This window comes from Paenibacillus sp. DMB20, from assembly GCF_000987955.1.
Taxonomy (GTDB): domain Bacteria; phylum Bacillota; class Bacilli; order Paenibacillales; family Paenibacillaceae; genus Paenibacillus_AQ.
The window spans coordinates 83,095-103,428 of record NZ_LAZU01000037.1 but is presented as its reverse complement, the minus strand read 5'-3'; the positions used below and the strand labels follow the sequence as shown (position 1 = coordinate 103,428).

The following is a 20,334-nucleotide window of genomic DNA, read 5'->3' as shown; positions in this document are numbered from 1 at the left end:
GCTTGGGAATTTGTGAGGTGGTGATATGAAATATGTTCAACCGATAAGGGACAAGGAGATTATTGAAGATATCAAGAGACGGCTCCTGTTGAATGAAGATAAACGAAACTACATGTTATTTGTTATCGGTATCAATGTAGGGTTTAGGATATCGGATATCTTACCATTACGAGTAAGGGATTTGAAAAGGCCGTTACTTTACATTACGGAGAAGAAGACCAGGAAACAAAAAGCGTTTGAAATGAACCCAACAATCAGACGTGAACTGCTAGCATTGGTAAAGGATCGCCCAGACGATGAGTTTCTGATTAAGAGTCGTGAGGGAGTTAATAAACCATTAAGCCGATCCATGACCTATAAGATCATGAGAGCAATCACAGAGGAATATAAGCTCGAAGGCATTGGGAACCACACGCTCAGAAAAACTTACGGGTACCATTTCTACAAAGAAACCAAAGACATAGCCATGCTTCAGAAGATATTCAATCATGCAACGCCTGATATTACATTGAGATATATCGGAATTGCTCAGGACACAATCAACCTCGCAACGAAGCGCTTTAAGTTGTGAGTTATCCATAAATTGCACATGACGAACTGGTAAAGGTGAAGTATCACAAAGCCTTGATAAACAAGGGGTTTAGGCCACTCTATGAGTTCTCCAGAATATAAGATAAGGATAACTCAGAGGGTTAAAACAGGTGCGGCATAGGTTTAATGATATAGAAGAAGCTGAGAGCCCTTTTGTGGCGCGGCCTCACGGATTTTTGAGTCACGGGTCCTTCCCAGGGGGTGGGTGCCTATGCGGGTACGAGTGAGCCCGGCATTCCACCGAATTTTATAAAAATTGCACACTATGCATTGTGCAAAAAGGAGGGGGTTATATGGGTGGAAAAGTGAGAGCGAAAATGATCGACGGAGCCTTATGTATCGCGACTTCTGAGCTTTGCGAAGTGTTCAATGTTCACCGCAATACGATTGCACAATGGGAGCGAAACGGAATGCCCAAAAAGGCCCGAGGATGGTACTCGTTAAAAGACACCATCAAATGGGTGACGGATAACCGGGGCGTGAAGAAGAATCCCGACGACGAAGAAGGTATGACACTATCCCAACAAAAGCTGAAATATGAAGCGCAGCTGAAAGAGCAGCAGGCCGAAGCGGCAACTTTAAAAAATGCTATCTCCAAAGGTGAATACATTAGACGAGAAGACGTTGTGAGTGAGCTCCAGCGTTTTTTTATTTCCCTTCGACGATCTATGGGAGGATTCAGCCGCAAGCTTGCAATGGAGATTTCGCCGTATCTGGAACCTGAACAAGTTCGCTTAATCGAGCAGAACATTGCTGATACCACAAACGCCGCATTGCTTCAGCTGTCTGTCCGAGGTGTGTACGATGCCAAAAAGGACTGATGAGCAATGGCCGGAATGGTTGTACGCTGGCCTTGACGTATTGCGGCCACCAGAAAAGCTAACAGTTTCAGAGTGGGCTGATCGCAATCGAATTCTTGATGAGAGATCCGCCGAGCCTGGCCCGTGGAGAACGGACCGAACGCCGTATCTTCGCGGTATCATGGATGCATTTACCGATCCACGGATTGAGGAAATCATTTTTGTGAAACCGACTCAGGTCGGCGGTACCGAAAGCCTCAACAACATGTTCGGGTACACCATTGCGCAAGATCCAAGCCCGGCTCTTATCGTTTATCCGATGCTCGATTTGGCCGAGTTCACTTCCAAGAACCGGCTTCAACCGATGATCAGACTAAGCCCAGCTCTGAATGAGCGATTTAAAGAAGAGGACAGCAAACTGCTGGAGCTTCAGTTCAACGGGATGTATGCCGTTATCGCAGGCGCGAACAGTCCAGCGTCACTTTCTAGCCGGGCTATTCGATATTTGTTCATGGATGAGGTGGACAAGTACCCGAAAAATTCAGGGAAAGAGGCTGATCCGAGGGCGTTGGCACGGGAGCGGACCAAAACTTTCCCGTTTAACAAAAAGATCATGCAGACTTCCACGCCGACGCTGAAAGGCGGGCCGATTTGGCAAGCTTGGTTGACGGCGGATGTTCGTATGCATTATTACGTTCCTTGCCCGCATTGTGGTCATTTCCAGACCTTCAAGTATAAGCAGATTATTTATAACAAGAGTTTGGACCGCGAGAAAATCAAGGAAACAGCCCATTACCAGTGTGAACATTGCGAGCAAATCATTCGGGACGCACATAAACCTTCCATGCTGCGCGGCGGTGAGTGGCGAGCAGAAGACGGCTCCACAGTTCCAGGGATTAAAACGGGCTTTCATTTAAATGCGATCTATAGCCCTTGGCTTCGATTTGGTGAAGTAGCGTATGAATTTGTATCTTCGAAAAATTCGCCAGAAGAGTTTATGAATTTTATTAACTCTTGGCTGGCGGAACCTTGGGAAAATACGCAAGTCAAACTGAGTAGCAGCAAGGTGCTCAGTAAGGTTAGCGGCTATGAAGAGGGTGTTGTTCCTGATCGAACAATTCTATTAACTGGCGGGGTTGACGTGCAGAAGGACCGGTTTTATTACACGATCCGGGCCTGGGGTGAAAAAATGGAGAGCTCAAATATTCGCCATGGTGTCGTTGAAACTTGGGCGGAGATTGAAGATGCAATGAACATCTCCTATTTCACCAAAGACGGGACCGAATACTTTGTGAATCTTTGTGCCGTGGACTCCGGATACAACGCCGATGATACCTATGATTTTTGCGCTCAGAATCCGGAATGGGCTGTTGCAATCAAGGGTTCGAATACGCCTTTGCGAACAAAGTATACCCTGACAAAGATTGACCGGGCGGAGCGTGGCGTTTTTGGCCTGTCTCTTTATCTCGTAGATGGCAGTTACTATAAAGACTTTATAGCAGGCCGGTTAAATCGAGAAGAGGACGGCCCTGGTGGCTGGTATGTATATATCGATTGCGATGAGGATTACGCGGAGCAAATCACGGCTGAAGAAAAGGTAACTGAAAAGCATGGAAAGCGGGAAATCGAAGTATGGCGCAAGAAAACAGCCCATGCGGATAATCACTACCTCGACTGTGAAGTATATGCCGCATTCGCGGCGGATTGTTTGGGTATCCGGTATATGCGGTATGAACAGCCGCCTGAGAAGAAAGCGGCAGGAAGTGAAAATGTCCCGGCAAAGCCTGCGAATAACAATTGGGTAGGGGGTGGAGGTTCATGCTATGACGCCACTGGAAAGATTGGAACAATTGAATATTGAATTGGCCGAGGTACGCGCAGCCATTAGCGCAGTACTGCGAGGGGCGCAAGAATACCGAATCGGGAGCAAATCATTCCGCCGTGCGGACCTTGGCTTGTTATACGAGGAACGGACACGTCTCGAAAGAGAAATCGCCGATATCGAAAACGGCGGGATGTTCCGAGCAGTTTACTTTGAAGGGAGGTGATGAATCTGAATTGGCTAGAACGGTCCATTGCCACGGTCAGTCCGCAATGGGCATATAAACGAATGGCTTGGCGGTCGGCGGTGTCTGCTGCCTTTGATAGTGGAAACACTGGTCGATTAAATCGCAACTGGAATCCAGGCACGGAAGGCTTTGATAATATTACCCAAGGGGAACGTACGCGAATACGTTACCGAGCGCAAGACTTGGAGCGAAACAGCGACATAGCAGGGGCTATCTTATCCGCATTAGAGCGAAATGTGGTTGGTGGAGGCATGATGCTTCAGGCTAAAATTCCACATTCCAAGCCTGGAAATCAAAATGGCGAGATGAACCAAAAAATCGAAGACCTTTGGGAAGAGTTTTGCAAAGCGGAGAATATCGACATTACTGGTACGCAGTCTTTGGATGAAATTGAAGAAACCTTACTCCGACGTTACTATGTGGATGGCGGGATCTTGGTCGTTAAAGTTTACACGAAGGACGATAAATTTCCTTTTAAAATCCAAGTTCGGTCAGTAGATGATCTGAACACCTTGAATACGATTGTTCCGGGAGAGAACGGGAATCGGATTGTGGAAGGTATTGAGATAGACCAGTACAACAAACCTATCGCCTATCATTTCAAGAAATTAGACGGCCAATCGCTACTACCTGGAGAAAGTGTCCAGATCGAGGCGAAGGACGTCATTTTTTTATTCAAAAAAAATTCCCCGAAGCAGGTTAGAGAAATTTCGCAACTCGCGACAGCCTTGCCACGGATTAAGGATGCTAACCAGTTTATTGAAGCGGTATCCATTAAGGAACGGGTGTTGGCATGCTTGTCGGTCTTTATTAAGAGGGATACTCCTTCAAGTGGTGGCCCTGGTCGTGGAATGGGACAAGTCGCAGCGGTGATCGCAAGGATTACAGTGGAATGACACTAGCACCAGGCATGATTGGCGAGCTAAATCCGGGGGATGATGTGCAAACAGTCATACCGGCAGGGCAAGCATCCAATACCCGAGAGTTTATTACAACGCTGGTCCGTTTAGCATCGGCGGGTATTGGGCTAAGTTATGAAGCTGTTTCCCGTGACTTATCACAAGTCAATTACTCTTCTGCCCGACAAGGGCTGATCGAGGACCGTAAGCTGTACCGAAAGCTTCAGAAAATGTTGATTAAAAAAGTTTTGACCCCGATCTATCAAGAATTTTTGGATGTAATGCATCTGACGGGCCAGCTGGATTTTCCGGATTACTTCAAAAATCGGAAAGAGTATGGTACTCATGTTTGGATACCGCCCGGTTATAACTGGATCGATCCAGGGAAAGAAGCTAACGCCAACAAAACGGCGCTGGAAAGCAATCAGGACACGCTTGCGCGAATTTGTGCGGAACGGGGTGAGGATTGGCGTGACGTTTTGAAACAGCGGGCAGCAGAACGAAAATATGAAAAAGAATTGTTAAAGGAGGATGAAGGTGAAGGACAATCAGAAGATGCCGACGATCTTGACGAGGACGAGAACTAAAGAGCCGTCAACGTTAACGCGCACCTTAACCTTTCAGCGTGACACGGTTAACGAATCGGATCGCACCGTAGAGCTCTCGTTTTCGAGCGAAGCGCCATATGAGCGTTATTTTGGCTCCGAGATTTTAAGCCATGATCCGGAAGCGATTGACCTGACTCGACTTGAGGAAGTCGGCGTTTTGCTGTTTTCTCATGGCCGGGATGCGAAATACGGACGGATGCCAATCGGCAGCGTTGAAAAGGTCTGGTTAGATAGCTCGCAGCGGAAGGCTCGGGCGCTTGTCAAATTCGATGATGATGAAGATAGCGACCGGGTATTTCAAAAGGTACTCAAAGGGATTATTAAGGGCGTCTCCGTTGGATATTCCGTTAGCAGCTGGGAAGAGGTGAAAGCGGGTAAATCATCGGCCAATGGACGTTTTACAGGCCCGGCCTATGTGGCTTTGAAGTGGCAACCATTTGAAATCAGTGTTGAGCCAACGCCAGCTGATCCATCGGTCGGCGTAGGAAGAAGTCATAATGATGAAAGCGAGGATGAAGGAATGAAGGGATTAAAAATGCTGGCGTTGGCCGCACAAGGATTGATGCATGCACCAGACACAGGAGCGGGAGCGGGTGGAGGAAGTTCGGCACCTGAAGGCGGTGAACGCGCTGGGGCTCCGGCAAACACACCTCCTGGAATCGATGCAGAGGCATTGAAACGCCAGGCTATGGAGGCAGAGCGTTCCAGAGTTTCAGATATTTCGCAACTGTGCCGGGATTTTGGCTTGGATGCGGACAAGTTCATTCGGGATGGTAGCACTTTGGAAGCGGTCAAAGATGCGATTTTGACCAAGCAACGGGAGAGCCATGCGCCGCATCCATCCGGCATTGAATTCGGGGCAGAAGATCAAGACAAATTCCGGGCCGCTGCTACTGATGGATTGTTGATGCGTGCCGGTCGTTCGGTAGTGAAGCCAGCAGCGGGCGCGCCCGAGCTCCGGTCCATGCGTATGCGGGATTTGGCTGTGGAGTGCTTGCAACGTGCAGGTATTCAAGGAGCACACCGGATGAGTGACGAGGAATTGTTGAAGCGGGCTTTGTCTCCGGATACGACATTCCAGTCGATTCTATCCAATGCAGCAAATAAAACACTTTCTCAGGCTTATCAGGAAGCACCGACCACCTTCCAATATTGGACGGGCAAGGGTTCGAACTCCGACTTTAAAGCAGCTGAACACTATCGGATTTCAGAAGCGGGCGAATTGCAACATACACCACAAAATGGCCTCATACCATATGATTCGCCAATGAAGGACGAAAAAGTGACAAAAGCAGTGCTGACATACTCCGAGAGATGGGGCTTTACTCGTGAAGCGTTTATTAATGACGATTTGAGTGTCTTGAATCGAGTCCCAGCTGCTTATGTCATTGCAGCCAAGCGCGGCATTAACAAACTGGTGTATAAAATGTTAGCCACAAATCCACTCATTTTTGATGGCAAAAATTTGTTCAGTACAGACCATAACAATCTAGGTACCGCTGGTGCTATCGGGACAACTACCATGAGCGAAGGACGCAAAAAGATGCGTACACAGAAAGGAATTCGGAATGAAGCAACTTTGAATATTGCTCCGAAGTACTTGATCGTTCCGGCTGAGCAGGAAACGGCAGCACTTCAATACAACAGAAGTGAATCTGATCCAGAAGGCAAACACAGCGGTGTAACAAACGTGTTCCGTAACTCCATGGATATCATCGTGGATGCGGAGCTGGATCAATATTCCGAGTTTGCTTGGTATTTGGCTGCTGATCCGAATATTGCGGATACCGTTGAAGTCACTTACCTGCGCGGCCAGGAAGAACCGACGCTCGAAACGGATATTCCGTTTGATCGTTTGGGCATGGATTTCCGAATCTACTTTGATTATGGTGTCACGATCTTGGACAGCCGTGGACTCTTCAAAAATCCTGGGGAAACCCCAACTGCTCCATAAGAAGGAGGAAACACACAATGAAATTAAGAGAACCTTTAAATTTTGCGGGTCGGCTGTATGATGCGGGGGAGAGTGTGAAAGGCCAGCTCCCCCTCGACATGATCGAGGCTTTGCGAAATAATAACAAATTGGATGAAGGAGCAGATGAGACGGAGGCGGAAGCCATTGATCAAACCCAAGGTGATATCAATCCGGACAATAACGGAGGACTTGCCGACCTTGGCAACCTCCCGATTGTTGGCAATACAATCATTTCTCCTGAAGACTTCAAAGAGTTGTCTGCTCCTGATCAAAAAGATCGCCTCAAGGCTTTGGAGATCGAGCCAGCCAGCAAGGCAGAGGACCGTCTTGAGCAATATGAAACTTGGTATTTTGAACAGGTCGCCAACGCCGACCCGAATGCCCAATGAGTTTCTTTCAGGAGCAATTGGAGCGGGATGCACGAAACGTCTTTCTGAATCCGGAAGAGTTCGGCACGCCGCATATCGTGAATGGCCGTGAAATGATCATTGTCATCGATGAAGATCAATTGCAGCACCGAAAATCCAGCGCTTCAAATCCAACAGATGGGGTTTATAACGCTACTCTTCTCTTTTACGCCTTGAAATCAGACTTCGAAAAGCGGCCCGTTACGGATTCGTCCATACGTATAGATGACCGAATCTTCAGGGTTTCGGATGTACAGGAGGATGAAGTCATGTATACCATTACACTCAAGCGTGCTGGATCATGATTACGATAGATGCCGACAAGCTGAAAGAGGTTGAGAAGCGATTAAGCCAGTATCCGAAGCAAGCACCAGTCGTCCTATCCAGGGCGCTAAATCGGACGGCAACCAACGTAAAATCCAATGCCTCAAAGAAGGCACGCGAAATCTATAGAATCAAAGCCCAGGACGTAAACAAATCCTTCAAGATCAACCGGGCATCGCGAAACAATTTAGGGGCTTCGGTGGTTTCGACTGGCGGGAGCATCGGGCTTGAGAAATTTAAAACCAACGCTCGGGAACCATCCGCGAAGAAACCACGGGCTTTTAAAGCTGCTGTCAAAAAACAGGGTAGTCTGAGAACGATTCTACGGGGGTTTGTCGCCAATATCAGTGGCGTTAAGGTGTTCCAGCGTACAAGCAAGAAAAGACTTCCTATACAGCGCCTATTCGGCCCTCCGGTGCCTCAAATGGTAGATAACCCGGAAGTACGTCGATTTATCGATGAACAGGCCATGGAAACCTTCGAAAAACGTTTGGATCATGAGATTAAAAGAGTCATGGAGGGGAACTGATGGCTACTCCCTATCTACTGCAAAAAGCCTTGGTCGAAGAGATCAAGGTTCTTTTTGCTGGTTATGAAACCGAGAACGCGGCCGGGAAACTGGTCCCGTTAAATGTTTATCCTCAATCGCTGCCAGAAAAGACGGATGAAGAGGATTCGGCGCATTTTCCCTATGTAGTGGTGCGAATCGTGGATGGAGGCATCCCGAGTGAGGAAGTAGCGGCATCCTGCCGAATGGTAATCGTGATGGGGATCTATGATGACAATCCGGATTATCAGGGAAATAAGACGGTTCTGAATATCTTGCAGCGGATTCAAACGCATTTGTTGGCTAAACGAATCATTGACGGGAAGTACGCAATTCAGTATCCGTACAACTGGCAAATTTATGATGACGAAGACCTGCATCCGTATTATTTCGGCGGAGCAGAAACCAATTGGACCCTGCCAGCGGTTCAACAGGAGGTAGATGACGATGAATGAAATCCAAGAAGAAGCATTGAATCCGAAAGTCGATAAGCCGCCACGGAAGAAGAAAGAAAACCCGGAATCGGACAAATCGCCAAACGCTTGGGAATATGAGACGGCCGTTATCTATGTTGGCCCTACCATTCCGAAGCTGGCGAGATATACAACTTTCCGAGCAGGATTTCCCCGCCCCATTCAAAAGTTGATGGAGCGAATTCCTGAGCTCAAAGGTTTATTTGTTCCCGTTCCGGAGTTTCACAAAGTACGGTTACAAACAGAAACGGTAGGCACGCCGTTACATGCGGCCTATCAAGCGGTATTGTCCGCTCAGACGCAGAAAGGAAGTGTTTAACGTATGGCAGAACGTCATGGTGTTTATATCACAGAGGTTCCAGCATCGGTTCTAACGCCTGTGTCGCCACTTGCAACAGTGCCAGTCGTGTTTGGTACAGCCCCGATTCATTTATCAAAACTGGCATCCCCACCGGTGAATGTGCCTTATTTGGCTGAGACGTGGGATCAGTATAAAGATGCGCTTGGGTATTTGGACGATTGGAAAAGCTATACCCTCTGTGAATTTGCGTATTCTCATTTTCAGTTGTACAAGCAGTCCCCGGTTGTTTTTGTTAATACGCTGGACCCTGAGAAGCACAAGGAATCAGTTTCGCCTTCGCCTGTATCGTTGACAAGTGGTATTGGAACGATCAAAGAATCAGGCATTCTGGCAAACACGGTCAAAGTAACATCTACCGGGCAGACGCCAACGGATTACGCACTTGGAACCGATTATACCCTGACGTATAACGCATCCGGGCATCTGATCCTAACGGCTAAGTCAGGAGGGGCGATGGCTGGTGCCAGTTCGGTCAACGTCGGATATGACAAGCTCATGCCGGGGAATGTGGATACTGCTGATATCGTCGGCGGAACAGATGGAGTTACCGGAACTGTGACTGGCCTTGAAGTATTGAAGCAGGTGTTTCCTCGTTTGGGAGTAGTTCCCGGCCTAGTTTTATCACCGGGCTTTTCTCATGATCCGGTTGTAGGTTCGGTCATGACCGCAAAAGCACGCAAGATTAATGGAAACTTCAACGCTCAAGCGATCACGGATCTTCCAGCGGACCAAACAGCAGCCCAGGTTGAGAAATGGAAAGAAGACAACCTGTACACGGATAAACGTCAGTTTAATACCTGGCCGAAAGTAACCAAATCCGGACGCACGTACTGGCTATCGACGCATCTGGCAGGCCTTATCTGCCAATTGGACGCCGAGAGCGATGGCGTGCCATTCCGATCCCCGTCGAATAAGTCGCTTCAGATTGACGGTATTGTGCTCGAAAATGGAACCGTCGTGGCCCTTGGTCCCGATGAGGCCGAGCTGATTAACGCGGAGGGTATTGTCACAGCCTTGAATTTCATTGGAGGTTTCCGTTCTTGGGGGAATCGGACCGGGGCATTCCCGGAAGCATTTGATCCTCAGAGCTCCTTTATTCCGGTAAGGCGCATGTTTGACTGGTGGAATAACACTGTTATCTTAACCCAATGGATGTATGTCGATGAACCGGCAAATAAACGCTTGGTTGAAGCAATCGTTGACTCGCTAAATATCCGATTGAACGGGTTACAAGCATCCGGTTACATTCTGGGTGGCCGGGTCGAGTTCAATAAAGAGGACAATCCAAAAGAGTCCACAATGAACGGTAAATTGAAATTCCGGACGTATTTAACACCGCCATCTCCAGCGCAAGAGTTGGAGTTTTTGGTGGAATATGATGCAGAATACTTGTCTGCAATTTAGGAGGGATACCCTTGGCTGGGAAACAAATACCTGAAAAATTAAATAACTTCACTGGATATCGAAATGGTACTGAGTATATGGGCGTCGCGGATGTGGATCTTCCAGATTTGGAGTCATTGTCCGAAACGGTTAGTGGTGCTGGCATTGCGGGTGAAGTGGAGAGTCCGACGATTGGACAATTTGGGTCAATGACAGCGACTATTAATTGGCGTGTGCTGGAGCGCTTGAATTTCAAGTTAGCCCGGCAGGAAGCTCAGCATATTGATTTCCGCGGGTCTATTCAAACTTTTGACTCTGCGACGGGAACCTATCAACAGGTTCCCCTGAAAGTGACCATCCGAGGGCTCCCGAAAACGACACCTTTGGGAAGCCTCACGGTTGGTGGAACGATGGATAATTCAAACGAGTTGGAAGTTATTTATATCAAGATCATCTATAACGGTGAAACCGTAGTCGAAATCGATAAGTTTAACTTCATTTGCATTATTGACGGTGTGGATTATCTAGCTCAGGTTCGCGAGAATCTAGGGCTTTAAAAGGAGGAACAACGAATTATGGCAGAAAAAAAGACTGAAAGCCAACCGGTGAACAACGATAACGTTTACCAATTGACTCGACCAATCACCTTTGAAGGTGAGGAAATTAAAACCTTGAATCTGGATTTCGACACCTTGGGCGGGCACGAACTTATGAATTGTGCAAAATTAGCCCAAAGTATGAATCCAGAAGAGGTTCCAGTGTATCGAGCGCTGTCGATTAATTATCAGGTTGCGGTAGCAGCGAGAGCAGCGGGCGTTGCTCCTGATGTGATTTTGAACTTGAAGGCAAAAGACTTTACCCAAGTGACTCAAAGGGCTGCCAATTTTTTAATCAGGGAGGAATAAGCGGGGATATTGTTCAGGATCTACGAGAAACGGCAATCATCCTTTGTTCGCTTATTCCAGGTTCAACCTTAACGTTCTGGCTCAGCCAGCCGCTCAAAGATCTTGAGGGCTGGCTCGCAGCCTGTGAGAACGTCGAAAAACGAAAGAAGAATCAAAAACCGAGCCCAAATACCAGCCGTAAGGTGAAAGCAAGGAGGCGGGGCTAGGGATGGCTAGAACGTATGAAACGATATTTGCCTTGGGCGGACAAATTAGCCCGACGTTCAAAAAAACGTTCAAATCCGCCGGAGATGCAACAAGAGATGTAGAGCATGGTTTGCAATCGGTGAACCAAGAGGCGAAAGAAGCCCGAGGGGTATTTGGTAAGCTGGGCAAGGTAACAGGTGATTTCGGAAAGGCTCTTTACCGTGTTACACAGTATTCAGGTGCTTTTGCCCTTGTCCAAGGTGCGGCCGGATCTATCGGGGATCTAGCTAGTTCGATTACGGATTACCAAGACAGCATGAACCAACTTCAAGCCTCGACAGGGGCAAGCAAACAAGAGATGGCTGCTCTGTCTGGTTCGGTAAAGAATCTGTACAATCAAAACATCGGGGAAAACTGGACCGACTTGGCCGATGCGTTAAGTAAGGCGAAACAAGTCACGAAGGAAGAGGGCAAGGAGCTCGAAATGACTGCCCGAAATGCGATTGTTTTTCGGGATGTGTTCGGGGAAGAAATTCCGGAGTCGGTCAAAGCCTCAGATACGATGGTTAAAAACTTCGGGATTACGAGCGATCAAGCTTTTAACCTGATGGCTCAAGGTGCTCAAAAGGGTTTAGATAAATCTGGAGAGCTGCTTGACTCTTCAAATGAATACGCACCGCACTTTGCATCGCTGGGATTTTCCGCCGATCAAATGTTTGATACCTTCAGCGCTGGACTTGAGTCCGGCGCTTTTAATTTGGATAAAGTCGGTAAAGCTCAGCATTGCCGACTTAAAATCGCGGCATAAAGCAAGAAGGGTGAGATTCCTGACTTGAACCGAAGGCTGTCATGATGGCAGTCAGGGGCAGAGCATAGAGGGTGAAAAGATATAATCCCTCCACGAGACCGCGACACCGCAAGGTGAAAACATATGCCGAACTTGCAGGAAATCAACTGTAAGAGCCAAGGGATAAAAAGCCTTTGGGATAACAAAAAGGATGCGGTAAAAGAGTTTAATATCCGATCTAAGGATATGTCCAAAACTTCAGTCGAATCGTATCAGGCGCTTGGTTTAAATGCTGAAAAGATGTCCCAAACCTTTGCAAAAGGCGGGCCAGAGGCGCAAGCGGCTTTCAAACAGATTGTTAAATCCATTTCATCTATTGAAGATCCTGTGAAGAAGAACACAGTGGGTGTTGGACTCTTTGGGACCCAATTCGAGGATCTTGAAAAAGATGTGGTTGCGGCCATGGGTACCGCCCGTAGTCAGTTTGACATGACCAAGGATACCATGGGCGAAATCACGGAAATTAAATATGATTCCGTGAAGTATGCCTTTCGGGGAATCGGTCGTCAGCTCATGACGACGTTCATCATGCCAATTGGCGATAAAGTGCTTCCGTTGCTTAATGATTTTAGTAATTGGTTTCAAGGAGCGATGCCCGGCATTCAAAGCTTTTTCGGGAAAATCGGTGGATCTATCGATAAGGTTTTTGGAGGTATTGGAAAAACCATTGGCCCGATCTTCGAGAGCTTATTCAGCGGTGATATCGGCGGGGCTGGGTTCAACTACGCAAAAATGCTTGGAATGTCCGATGGAGATGCAGCGGCGATTGGCAAAGGCTTTTCAGGTGTCTTCTCCGAAATCATGTCCTTGAAAGATCAGTTCCTTAAAGGCTGGGACAATGTAATGCCTCATATCAAGAGCATTATGGATTCCGGGAAGAAGATTTTTCAACAATTCGCTCCAGTCGTGGCGAAGGTCGCTATTGGGGTGTACCAGGCAGGTACGAAAATTGTTCGAGCCTTGTTACCCGTTGGTCAATATATCGGAGCCAAGCTTTGGCCGATAGCTTCCAAGGTGTTTGGATTCCTTGCTAATGATGTGGCTCCAGCTATCTCCCGTGCATTTTCCAGTATGGTACCGGTCTTTACTTCGGTGGCCGGAAAAATCGGCCAAACGATTTCCGCTGTGTTTACGGTAGTTAAACCGATCATTGACGGACTGGTTGGCGCGTTTAACTTTGCCTTCCCTGTGATTAAAGCCGTCGTCGTCGGAGCCATCGATACAGTGTCAGGTGTGTTCAATGGCTTAATGACGACACTTGGCGGGATCTTGGATTTTGTGAGTGGTGTGTTTACCGGAGATTGGTCGCTTGCATGGTCGGGTATTGTAGACACGTTTGGCGGGATATGGGCCGGGCTGAAAGCATTGGTCGCTGCACCGATCAATGCGGTTATACGCCTGGTGAACAAAGCAATCGAAGGTATCAATAATGTCAGCGTCGATATTCCGGATTGGCTAGGCGGCGGTACCCTTGGGTTTAACGTTGGCTTGATTCCGGAACTTGAAGGATTCGCCAAAGGCGGTATTGCAACCAAGCCTTCCATATTTGGTGAGGCTGGCCCCGAAATGGCGATTCCGCTGAACAACAAACCGCGTTCACATGCTTTGCTGGATAAGGCCAATCAGATTATGGGCGGACCTTCAGCAGCTGCGAGTTCCAACCCGATCTACATTACGTATGCGCCGAAAAACTATTGGAGTGGAGACGTCTCGAAGGAGAAGGCCCAAGAGATTACACGCATTCAGCATGATGACTTCGAGCAGCGTATGAAGAAATACACGAAACAAAAGCAAAGGGTGAGTTTTGCATGACGATGTACACAACCATACAGGGGGATACCTGGGACAGCATTTCCTTCAAGGTTTATGGTGAGGAAGAGCATGTTACCTATCTCATGCAAGCTAATCCGGAGTATATGCGTACAACCGTGTTTTCAGGTGGAATCACATTGATGATTCCACCTTACCCGGTTGGGCAATCCAGCAGTTTGCCACCGTGGAAAAGGGAGGGATAGAGCAGGGATGAAGACCATCGAGGCTAGACGTGCCGAGCTTATTTTGTCGTATAACGGATATGATCTTTCCTTAGATATCGCTAAGGACTTGCTTGATTTCACGTACACGGATGCCCCTCCGGGGGAGCTGGATGACCTTCAGATTAATTTGCAGGATCGAAACAATCTTTGGCAAAGTCCGGATCGGATGCCCTTACCTGGTGACAGTTTAAAGGCTGAAATCCGCACGCATCATTGGGAAAAAGAAGGGGAGGTAAAGAAGCTGCCGCTTGGTGAGTTTGAGGTTGATTCATTTCAATTAACCGGCGCACCGGACACGGTATCCATCAAAGGAGTTAGCCTGGGCGTAGGTTCAAGTATTCGGCAGGAGAAGCGCACCAAAGCATGGGAAAAAGCCACGCTAAAAACGATTGCAGGTGAGATTGCAAAACGGGCGGGTCTGAAGCTGAGCTATAACGCTCCTGTAAATCCAACGTATGACAGGCTGGATCAAACGGAGGTTTCCGATCTGGCGTTTTTATTTGAACAAGCTAAAGCTGAAGGGCTGTCCGTCAAAATATCGGGAAAGCAACTCGTGCTTTTCGATGATTTTGAATTCGAAAAATTGCCGGTGGTGGCTACATTCAAGCGTGGGAGAGATCGAATTCTATCCTATGATTTTAATTGGAGCTCGTCGTATGCATCCTATGTCGCTTGCGAAATTAGTTATTCCAAGGCTAAATCGAAGAAGACGATTAAAGTGAAGTATACGCCGCCAGGCGCTCCCAAAATCGGCCCTGTTCTCAAAATCAACGAACAAGTAGACAGCGAAGCGGAAGCACTCCGAAAGGCGAGGAATGCGCTCCGTGAGAAGAACCGGGAAATGGGCGAAGCCAGTTTGAGTGTGGTTGGCGATATTCGTATCGCTGCCGGGGTGACCATCCAGGTCGAGGGCTTTGGTACGTTTGACGGCAAATATTTAGTAGTGAATGTAAGTCACGGAATAGGAAGTTCAGGCTATGTCACGAATATGACGATACGGCCAGTATTGGGGTGGTAAGCATGAGCGTCATTGAAAATCTAATCCGCATTGGCCTGGTTTCCTCTGTCGATGCGAAAAAGCATACCGTTAGGGTGGTTTTTAAGGACAAAGATAATCTGGTTTCGGGCGATCTTCCTGTTATTGTCCCTTACAGCACCAAGGCGAAAGCGTACCGATTACCTGAAGTATCAGAGAGCGCATTATGTGTTTTTCTCGGGAACGGCATACAGAAGGGATTTTGCCTGGGTAGTTACTATACAGACGAGGACGTGCCTCCTGTCTCAAACAAAGATCAGATAGGGACTTGGTTTGAGGATGGAAGTTATGTCTTCTATGATCAGGCTTCAGGCAGTTTACATGTTAAAGCTGCCGGTAATGTTCGGATCGAAGGAGATCTAACCGTGACGGGCTCAATAACATCAGAATCGCTCAAGACGAAATCAATCACAACCGACTCGATCACACGGGCAGGTGAAGCGCTGTGAACAAAATCGGATACTTGGGAGACGTCGTTTTCGTCGTTTCAGAAAAAACGATACGTACATTCAACGAATTCACGCGAAGTAGCTCGTCACGTTGGGCAAAGCATGAGGTGCTTGGCAAGAAACCAATATCACAGTGGATTGGGCCTGGCTTGGATACGGTATCCTTCACGATGCGTTTCGATGCGCGATATCGTATGAATCCACGTAAAGAATTAGATCGGTTGACAGCCTTGGATCGCAAAGGGAAGGCATTACCTTTAGTCATTGGAGGAAAGGGAGTCGGCGTTGGGTTATTTGTGATTACGTCATTGGAACAAACGTGGTCGAATATTGATCACCTCGGAAACATCTTGGCCGCAACGGTGAATATCTCATTGGAGGAATATGTGAAATGAGCGAATACATCGTAGATATGACAAGGCCAGCGATAATGAACTTCCGTCCGGCTACCTTGGCCGAAGAACTCGCGCAAAACATCCGGACGATTCTGACAACACCGTACGGATCAGCGCCATTTGCCCGATCTATCGGTTTGGATTATGAAATGGTCGATGAACCATTGCCAATCCTGAAGGCAAGATTGAGCGGTGTAATCACGATGGCCATTATGGAACAAGAGCCCAGGGCTGAAATTACAGAGATCCAATTTCACATGAATGAACAAGACAAGATGAATGGTCGTTTGCTGCCCATTATCAAGTTTAGAATTGCCGAAGGAGGGGATTCCGGGTGAGCGAGATCAAGTTCATTGACGATGACCCACAGGTAACCATCGATAACATATTCAAAATGCACGAGGCGATAACTGGCCGTCAGCTGTACCCAGCTGATCCGGAACGCCTTTTTATTTTGTCGCTATGTGAGATCATTGTTCAGCAAAAGGTATTGATCAATGAGGCGGCCAAGCAAAGTCTTCTACGATATGCAACCGGGGAAGTGTTAGAAGCAAAGGGCGAAATGTATGATACAGCTCGCCTGCAAGCAGAGCCAGCCAGGACAACAGTTCAGTTTCTGTTATCTATGCCATTAACATCGGCGGTTATCATTCCAGCAGGAACGAGAGTTGGTCCACAAGGCGGTGGAGGGGAGCTGTTCTTCATTACCGTTAACGTCCTGGAGATTAAGCCTGGAGAGGTATCCGGAAAAGTACCTGCCGAGTGTTCGATTCCTGGAATAGATGGAAATGGGTTTTTACCGGGACAATTGACGGAATTGATCGACCCTATTCCTTTTGTGCAAAGTGTAACGAATATTTCCGAAAGTTCTGGAGGCGCGGCCCTCGAATCCGATAACGCCTATCGTGAACGTATTCGAACAGCTCCGGAATCGTTCAGCGTAGCCGGACCGGATGGCGCATACGAGTATTGGGCTAAGACGGCGAGTTCGGCCATCATCGATGTGGGGGTTGAATCACCTTCACCTGTTGAAGTGGTATTGATTCCTTTGTTGGTTGGCGGCGAGCTGCCGACTCAGGATGTCATGGACGCGGTATCTGCTGTTGTGAGCGACCGCAAGGTAAGGCCATTAACGGACCGTGTGACTGTACAACCTCCAGAGCCAGTGGATTACAATATCAAGCTGACCTATTGGATCAGCCGGGAAAAGGCAGCAGATTCCACATTGATTCAACGTGGCGTTGAAGATGCTATTACAGAATATCGTCTATGGCAAAAATCCAAGCTCGGGCGGGACATCAATCCCTCGGAGCTTATAAAGCGTGTTATGGCCGCTGGAGCACTGCGCGTTAGTGTTATGGAGCCTTCATTTATTGATTTAACCAGGCTTCAAGTTGCGAGAGAAATTCAAGTCACTTTTGATTTTGGGGGGCTTGCGGATGATTGAGATCTCGAATGTTAGTATGCTCGATCTATTGCCCCCGAATCTTCGAAGAGATCCAGCGCTTATGGCAGCTGCCAAATCGCTTGATGATGAGCTCAAAAGCATTACAACGGCGATATCGAAGCTCTCACGATATGACCGACTGGATGAATTAACCGATGCTGAAGCTGATGAGCTGGCTTGGGAGCTGCATGTTGATTTTTATGATACTAGCCTTCCGATAGTTCAAAAACGGGAGCTCGTGAAAAATGCAATTCGATTTCACCGACGGAAAGGCACTCCGGCGGCGGTGGAGGAATTGGTGACCATCCTTTTTGGCGAGGGCAAAGTGGAAGAATGGTTCGAGTATGGGGGGGAACGGGGTTACTTTCAGGTCATGACAAATAACCCCGAAGTAACCCAGGAGAAGGCACAGGAGTTTTATCGGGCGGTCGAATCAGTGAAGAGGTTAAGCGCTCATCTGGAGCGAGTTATTCTGTCACAATCGGAACCGATTAACCTCTATTTTGCCGGAGTGCTCCGGATGGGCGAGAAAATGACAGTAAGGATGGTGTAAAATGGGCGCTTTTGGCGGATTTATTCAAACTAACAAAGGCAGGAACTTACAAGCGAAAGCAGAGGCAGGCACATTACTTAAATTTACGCGGATGGGGGTCGGTGACGGCCAGCTTGGAGGCCAGTCGATCCCCTCATTAAACAAATTAATTCACGAAACAATGTCCCTCCCGATTACTCGGCTGAAGCCGCAGCTTCCGGCCCAGGCGATAGTGGGGGCTGTTTTATCCAATCAGGACGTAACAACAGGATTTTACTTTCGGGAGCTCGGCATATTTGCTCAAGATCCGGACGAAGGAGAAATCCTCTATGCATATGGAAATTCAGGTAGTGGAGCCGAGTATATCCCCCCAGCAGGCACGGCGGACATCATTGAGAAAACAATCGACATGATCGTCACGTTTGGTCAGGCGCAGAATGTATCGGCTGTGATAAACAGTTCACTGATCTTTGCCACTCCAGATGATGTAGCAGAGGCCCTGACAGAGTCAAAAAAATATACTGATCAAAAGGTTTTAGCGGCAGAGACTCCATCAGGTCAGGCAACAGGCACCGTGGTTAATGGAAACACCGTATACACGGCTGCATTATCACCGGCGCTCACAACGTTGAAGGCGTTCCAAAGGGTTGTCGTCAAGTCGAATGTTGCCAGCACGGGATCACCAACATTTAACTTTGATGGTTTGGGGGCTAAAGCAGCGCTTAAGGCAAATGGCAGTGCAGCGAGCTTCAAAGCAAACGGGGTTTATACGTTGGTTTATGACGGAACGGCTTTTATCTTACAGGGTGAAGGGGGGGAATATGGAACCGCACAGGCTTGGCATGTCCTAGAGGGTTACACTATCGGTACAGAAAACGGAGTAGTGCCGGGAGAGATACCCATCCAAGAAGGTGGGCAGGATGCACCTTACACATCACAACTCGGGAAGATAATCGTACAAGTGCCGACGGGCTATTGGGGCCCTACGAGAACGGCGTATGCATCCGATCCGTATTTCGTACCAAGTTCAATCAGAGGCGACCGAACGCTGTTCGGAATGAAGGGCGATGCTAATGTTGTTGATACACGAATAACCCTATCGCCAGCGGCGCCCGCCGATATTGTCAAAGGAAAAACGGCGTATGTGAATGGTCAGTTTTTGACTGGCCAGATGCCGAACCGTAGCGCCGAAAACGAACATATGCCTGGACTTGACTCAACGGTTTGGGCCGGGGATCGGTTCTTCATCCGACCGCCAAACGGTTATTTTAACGGGTCAACTTGGGTGACGGCGGCTGTACCCGGACTGACTGCGAATAACCTACGAGCCGGGGTTAATGTTGCAGGATTGATCGGGACACTGATCGAGGGGAAAAAGTATGCAACCGGAAGCATAGGCTCGTTATGGCGTAATACTAGCGCATCCTTCGATTGTGGTTTTGCTCCTGCTGTGGTATTGGTTTTCGGGACCTACTCTGGAAGTGGTCAAAGGGCTTCTATCGCAGCATTAAACACACCACAGGGAGGCGGTGGAACACTTTCATCGAATGCCCCCGATCTGTCATTTGGAGCAGGAGCTTCGGCAGCTCAAAACATGACCATTTCAAATTACGCACAATACACCGATCTACAAAATGTCAAATGGGAAGCATGGGGATATTAAGGAGGGGCAGTTCATATGGAATTGTATGTTTTTGGTCGCTGGATTTACTTCGACAAGATAAACGGCGAAGTCTTACACGATACAGGGGAGGTACACCATCCTGACCCAGAATATGAAAAAAACCGTAATCCTTTCAACTATGTTGTAAAGCTGATGGAACGTGATCCTGAAAGTGTCGGAATTATTAAGCTTGAACCTGGACAGTACGCCCAGGATTTTAACGAAGGATCATTAGCACGTGTTAATCCGGAAAGTCTTAAATTGGAGTTTATCTACACCGACCCAAACAGCCCACAAGATCCGCCGCCAACACCGCAGCCGCCATTAACTGAAAAGGTGAAGCAATTAGAGCAGGCTGTTTTGGAACTTACGATGATGATGGCCGCACCACAATGATAATG

Annotated in this window: 26 protein-coding genes; all 26 read left to right on the top strand. The window is 48.0% G+C overall.

Annotated features, from left to right (window positions below; translation table 11 throughout):
- Window positions 1-25: 25 nt before the first annotated feature.
- The 26 genes from XI25_RS21055 (at window position 26) to XI25_RS20930 (ending at window position 20,329) form a co-directional block, all read left to right on the top strand.
- A complete protein-coding gene (locus XI25_RS21055; RefSeq protein ID WP_046680103.1) occupies window positions 26-571 on the top strand; it encodes a tyrosine-type recombinase/integrase in 546 nt (181 codons plus the stop codon).
- A gap of 313 nt (window positions 572-884) precedes the next feature.
- Complete coding sequence (locus tag XI25_RS35120) at window positions 885-1,412, top strand: hypothetical protein (protein WP_046680102.1); 528 nt, start codon at window positions 885-887, stop codon at window positions 1,410-1,412.
- Window positions 1,396-3,252, top strand: a complete 1,857-nt coding sequence (locus tag XI25_RS21045; RefSeq protein WP_046680101.1) for a phage terminase large subunit family protein — start codon at window positions 1,396-1,398, stop codon at window positions 3,250-3,252. Before XI25_RS35120 ends, XI25_RS21045 begins: the two co-directional genes overlap by 17 nt.
- Window positions 3,215-3,439, top strand: a complete 225-nt coding sequence (locus XI25_RS21040) for a hypothetical protein (protein WP_046680100.1) — start codon at window positions 3,215-3,217, stop codon at window positions 3,437-3,439. The genes XI25_RS21045 and XI25_RS21040 overlap by 38 nt, the downstream gene beginning before the upstream one ends.
- The gene (locus XI25_RS35880) at window positions 3,439-4,356 is read left to right on the top strand and encodes a phage portal protein (protein ID WP_052759700.1); all 918 of its coding nucleotides are present in this window, start codon (window positions 3,439-3,441) and stop codon (window positions 4,354-4,356) included. Before XI25_RS21040 ends, XI25_RS35880 begins: the two co-directional genes overlap by 1 nt.
- 14 nt (window positions 4,357-4,370) lie before the next feature.
- A complete protein-coding gene (locus tag XI25_RS35875) occupies window positions 4,371-4,946 on the top strand; it encodes a phage portal protein (protein ID WP_268794552.1) in 576 nt (191 codons plus the stop codon).
- A complete protein-coding gene (locus XI25_RS21030; protein ID WP_046680099.1) occupies window positions 4,897-6,921 on the top strand; it encodes a prohead protease/major capsid protein fusion protein in 2,025 nt (674 codons plus the stop codon). The genes XI25_RS35875 and XI25_RS21030 overlap by 50 nt, the downstream gene beginning before the upstream one ends.
- Before the next feature lie 17 nt (window positions 6,922-6,938).
- Entirely contained in the window at window positions 6,939-7,331 is a 393-nt protein-coding gene (locus tag XI25_RS21025) for a hypothetical protein (protein WP_046680098.1), read from the top strand.
- A gap of 17 nt (window positions 7,332-7,348) precedes the next feature.
- Window positions 7,349-7,654: a hypothetical protein gene (locus tag XI25_RS21020; RefSeq protein ID WP_235440053.1), complete on the top strand. Its 306-nt coding sequence runs from the start codon at window positions 7,349-7,351 to the stop codon at window positions 7,652-7,654.
- Complete coding sequence (locus XI25_RS21015) at window positions 7,651-8,202, top strand: phage tail protein (protein WP_046680096.1); 552 nt, start codon at window positions 7,651-7,653, stop codon at window positions 8,200-8,202. Before XI25_RS21020 ends, XI25_RS21015 begins: the two co-directional genes overlap by 4 nt.
- Window positions 8,202-8,675, top strand: coding sequence for a hypothetical protein (locus XI25_RS21010; protein WP_046680095.1), 474 nt, complete (start codon window positions 8,202-8,204; stop codon window positions 8,673-8,675). Before XI25_RS21015 ends, XI25_RS21010 begins: the two co-directional genes overlap by 1 nt.
- On the top strand, window positions 8,668-9,012 hold the full coding sequence (locus XI25_RS21005) for a hypothetical protein (protein WP_046680094.1): 345 nt from the start codon (window positions 8,668-8,670) through the stop codon (window positions 9,010-9,012). The genes XI25_RS21010 and XI25_RS21005 overlap by 8 nt, the downstream gene beginning before the upstream one ends.
- A gap of 3 nt (window positions 9,013-9,015) precedes the next feature.
- The gene (locus tag XI25_RS21000) at window positions 9,016-10,458 is read left to right on the top strand and encodes a phage tail sheath family protein (RefSeq protein WP_046680093.1); all 1,443 of its coding nucleotides are present in this window, start codon (window positions 9,016-9,018) and stop codon (window positions 10,456-10,458) included.
- An 11-nt stretch (window positions 10,459-10,469) separates the two neighbouring features.
- Window positions 10,470-10,994 carry a phage major tail tube protein gene (locus XI25_RS20995; protein ID WP_046680092.1) on the top strand — a complete coding sequence of 175 codons (525 nt, stop codon included), beginning with the start codon at window positions 10,470-10,472 and terminating at the stop codon, window positions 10,992-10,994.
- 18 nt (window positions 10,995-11,012) lie between these two features.
- Window positions 11,013-11,342 carry a phage tail assembly protein gene (locus XI25_RS20990; protein ID WP_046680091.1) on the top strand — a complete coding sequence of 110 codons (330 nt, stop codon included), beginning with the start codon at window positions 11,013-11,015 and terminating at the stop codon, window positions 11,340-11,342.
- A gap of 208 nt (window positions 11,343-11,550) precedes the next feature.
- The gene (locus XI25_RS20985; RefSeq protein ID WP_046680090.1) at window positions 11,551-12,336 is read left to right on the top strand and encodes a phage tail tape measure protein; all 786 of its coding nucleotides are present in this window, start codon (window positions 11,551-11,553) and stop codon (window positions 12,334-12,336) included.
- Window positions 12,337-12,459: 123 nt separating this feature from the next.
- Window positions 12,460-14,187 carry a hypothetical protein gene (locus XI25_RS20980; protein ID WP_046680089.1) on the top strand — a complete coding sequence of 576 codons (1,728 nt, stop codon included), beginning with the start codon at window positions 12,460-12,462 and terminating at the stop codon, window positions 14,185-14,187.
- Window positions 14,184-14,390: a tail protein X gene (locus XI25_RS20975; RefSeq protein ID WP_046680088.1), complete on the top strand. Its 207-nt coding sequence runs from the start codon at window positions 14,184-14,186 to the stop codon at window positions 14,388-14,390. Before XI25_RS20980 ends, XI25_RS20975 begins: the two co-directional genes overlap by 4 nt.
- Before the next feature lie 7 nt (window positions 14,391-14,397).
- Window positions 14,398-15,429 (top strand): phage late control D family protein, encoded by a 1,032-nt coding sequence (locus XI25_RS20970; RefSeq protein WP_046680087.1) that lies wholly within the window; start codon window positions 14,398-14,400, stop codon window positions 15,427-15,429.
- 2 nt (window positions 15,430-15,431) lie between these two features.
- Window positions 15,432-15,896, top strand: a complete 465-nt coding sequence (locus XI25_RS20965) for a phage baseplate assembly protein V (protein ID WP_046680086.1) — start codon at window positions 15,432-15,434, stop codon at window positions 15,894-15,896.
- The gene (locus tag XI25_RS20960) at window positions 15,893-16,291 is read left to right on the top strand and encodes a phage tail protein (protein ID WP_009594536.1); all 399 of its coding nucleotides are present in this window, start codon (window positions 15,893-15,895) and stop codon (window positions 16,289-16,291) included. Before XI25_RS20965 ends, XI25_RS20960 begins: the two co-directional genes overlap by 4 nt.
- A complete protein-coding gene (locus tag XI25_RS20955) occupies window positions 16,288-16,629 on the top strand; it encodes a lysozyme (RefSeq protein ID WP_046680085.1) in 342 nt (113 codons plus the stop codon). The genes XI25_RS20960 and XI25_RS20955 overlap by 4 nt, the downstream gene beginning before the upstream one ends.
- Window positions 16,626-17,738, top strand: a complete 1,113-nt coding sequence (locus XI25_RS20950) for a baseplate assembly protein (protein ID WP_046680084.1) — start codon at window positions 16,626-16,628, stop codon at window positions 17,736-17,738. Before XI25_RS20955 ends, XI25_RS20950 begins: the two co-directional genes overlap by 4 nt.
- A complete protein-coding gene (locus tag XI25_RS20945; protein WP_046680083.1) occupies window positions 17,731-18,291 on the top strand; it encodes a phage tail protein I in 561 nt (186 codons plus the stop codon). Before XI25_RS20950 ends, XI25_RS20945 begins: the two co-directional genes overlap by 8 nt.
- Window position 18,292: 1 nt before the next feature.
- Complete coding sequence (locus tag XI25_RS35115; RefSeq protein ID WP_052759698.1) at window positions 18,293-19,933, top strand: phage tail-collar fiber domain-containing protein; 1,641 nt, start codon at window positions 18,293-18,295, stop codon at window positions 19,931-19,933.
- Between the two features lie 15 nt (window positions 19,934-19,948).
- A complete protein-coding gene (locus XI25_RS20930; RefSeq protein WP_046680082.1) occupies window positions 19,949-20,329 on the top strand; it encodes a hypothetical protein in 381 nt (126 codons plus the stop codon).
- Window positions 20,330-20,334: the final 5 nt, after the last annotated feature.

Coding starts and splice junctions, on each gene's coding strand:
- XI25_RS35875 (WP_268794552.1), top strand. CDS start 4,371: ATGATTGGCGAGCTAAATCCGGGGGATGATGTGCAAACAGTCATACCG.
- XI25_RS35120 (WP_046680102.1), top strand. CDS start 885: ATGGGTGGAAAAGTGAGAGCGAAAATGATCGACGGAGCCTTATGTATC.
- XI25_RS21040 (WP_046680100.1), top strand. CDS start 3,215: ATGACGCCACTGGAAAGATTGGAACAATTGAATATTGAATTGGCCGAG.
- XI25_RS35115 (WP_052759698.1), top strand. CDS start 18,293: ATGGGCGCTTTTGGCGGATTTATTCAAACTAACAAAGGCAGGAACTTA.
- XI25_RS20990 (WP_046680091.1), top strand. CDS start 11,013: ATGGCAGAAAAAAAGACTGAAAGCCAACCGGTGAACAACGATAACGTT.
- XI25_RS20980 (WP_046680089.1), top strand. CDS start 12,460: ATGCCGAACTTGCAGGAAATCAACTGTAAGAGCCAAGGGATAAAAAGC.
- XI25_RS21055 (WP_046680103.1), top strand. CDS start 26: ATGAAATATGTTCAACCGATAAGGGACAAGGAGATTATTGAAGATATC.
- XI25_RS35880 (WP_052759700.1), top strand. CDS start 3,439: ATGAATCTGAATTGGCTAGAACGGTCCATTGCCACGGTCAGTCCGCAA.
- XI25_RS21005 (WP_046680094.1), top strand. CDS start 8,668: ATGAATGAAATCCAAGAAGAAGCATTGAATCCGAAAGTCGATAAGCCG.
- XI25_RS21045 (WP_046680101.1), top strand. CDS start 1,396: ATGCCAAAAAGGACTGATGAGCAATGGCCGGAATGGTTGTACGCTGGC.
- XI25_RS20945 (WP_046680083.1), top strand. CDS start 17,731: ATGATTGAGATCTCGAATGTTAGTATGCTCGATCTATTGCCCCCGAAT.
- XI25_RS20930 (WP_046680082.1), top strand. CDS start 19,949: ATGGAATTGTATGTTTTTGGTCGCTGGATTTACTTCGACAAGATAAAC.
- XI25_RS20985 (WP_046680090.1), top strand. CDS start 11,551: ATGGCTAGAACGTATGAAACGATATTTGCCTTGGGCGGACAAATTAGC.
- XI25_RS20975 (WP_046680088.1), top strand. CDS start 14,184: ATGACGATGTACACAACCATACAGGGGGATACCTGGGACAGCATTTCC.
- XI25_RS20955 (WP_046680085.1), top strand. CDS start 16,288: ATGAGCGAATACATCGTAGATATGACAAGGCCAGCGATAATGAACTTC.
- XI25_RS21010 (WP_046680095.1), top strand. CDS start 8,202: ATGGCTACTCCCTATCTACTGCAAAAAGCCTTGGTCGAAGAGATCAAG.
- XI25_RS20965 (WP_046680086.1), top strand. CDS start 15,432: ATGAGCGTCATTGAAAATCTAATCCGCATTGGCCTGGTTTCCTCTGTC.
- XI25_RS21000 (WP_046680093.1), top strand. CDS start 9,016: ATGGCAGAACGTCATGGTGTTTATATCACAGAGGTTCCAGCATCGGTT.
- XI25_RS20970 (WP_046680087.1), top strand. CDS start 14,398: ATGAAGACCATCGAGGCTAGACGTGCCGAGCTTATTTTGTCGTATAAC.
- XI25_RS21025 (WP_046680098.1), top strand. CDS start 6,939: ATGAAATTAAGAGAACCTTTAAATTTTGCGGGTCGGCTGTATGATGCG.
- XI25_RS21015 (WP_046680096.1), top strand. CDS start 7,651: ATGATTACGATAGATGCCGACAAGCTGAAAGAGGTTGAGAAGCGATTA.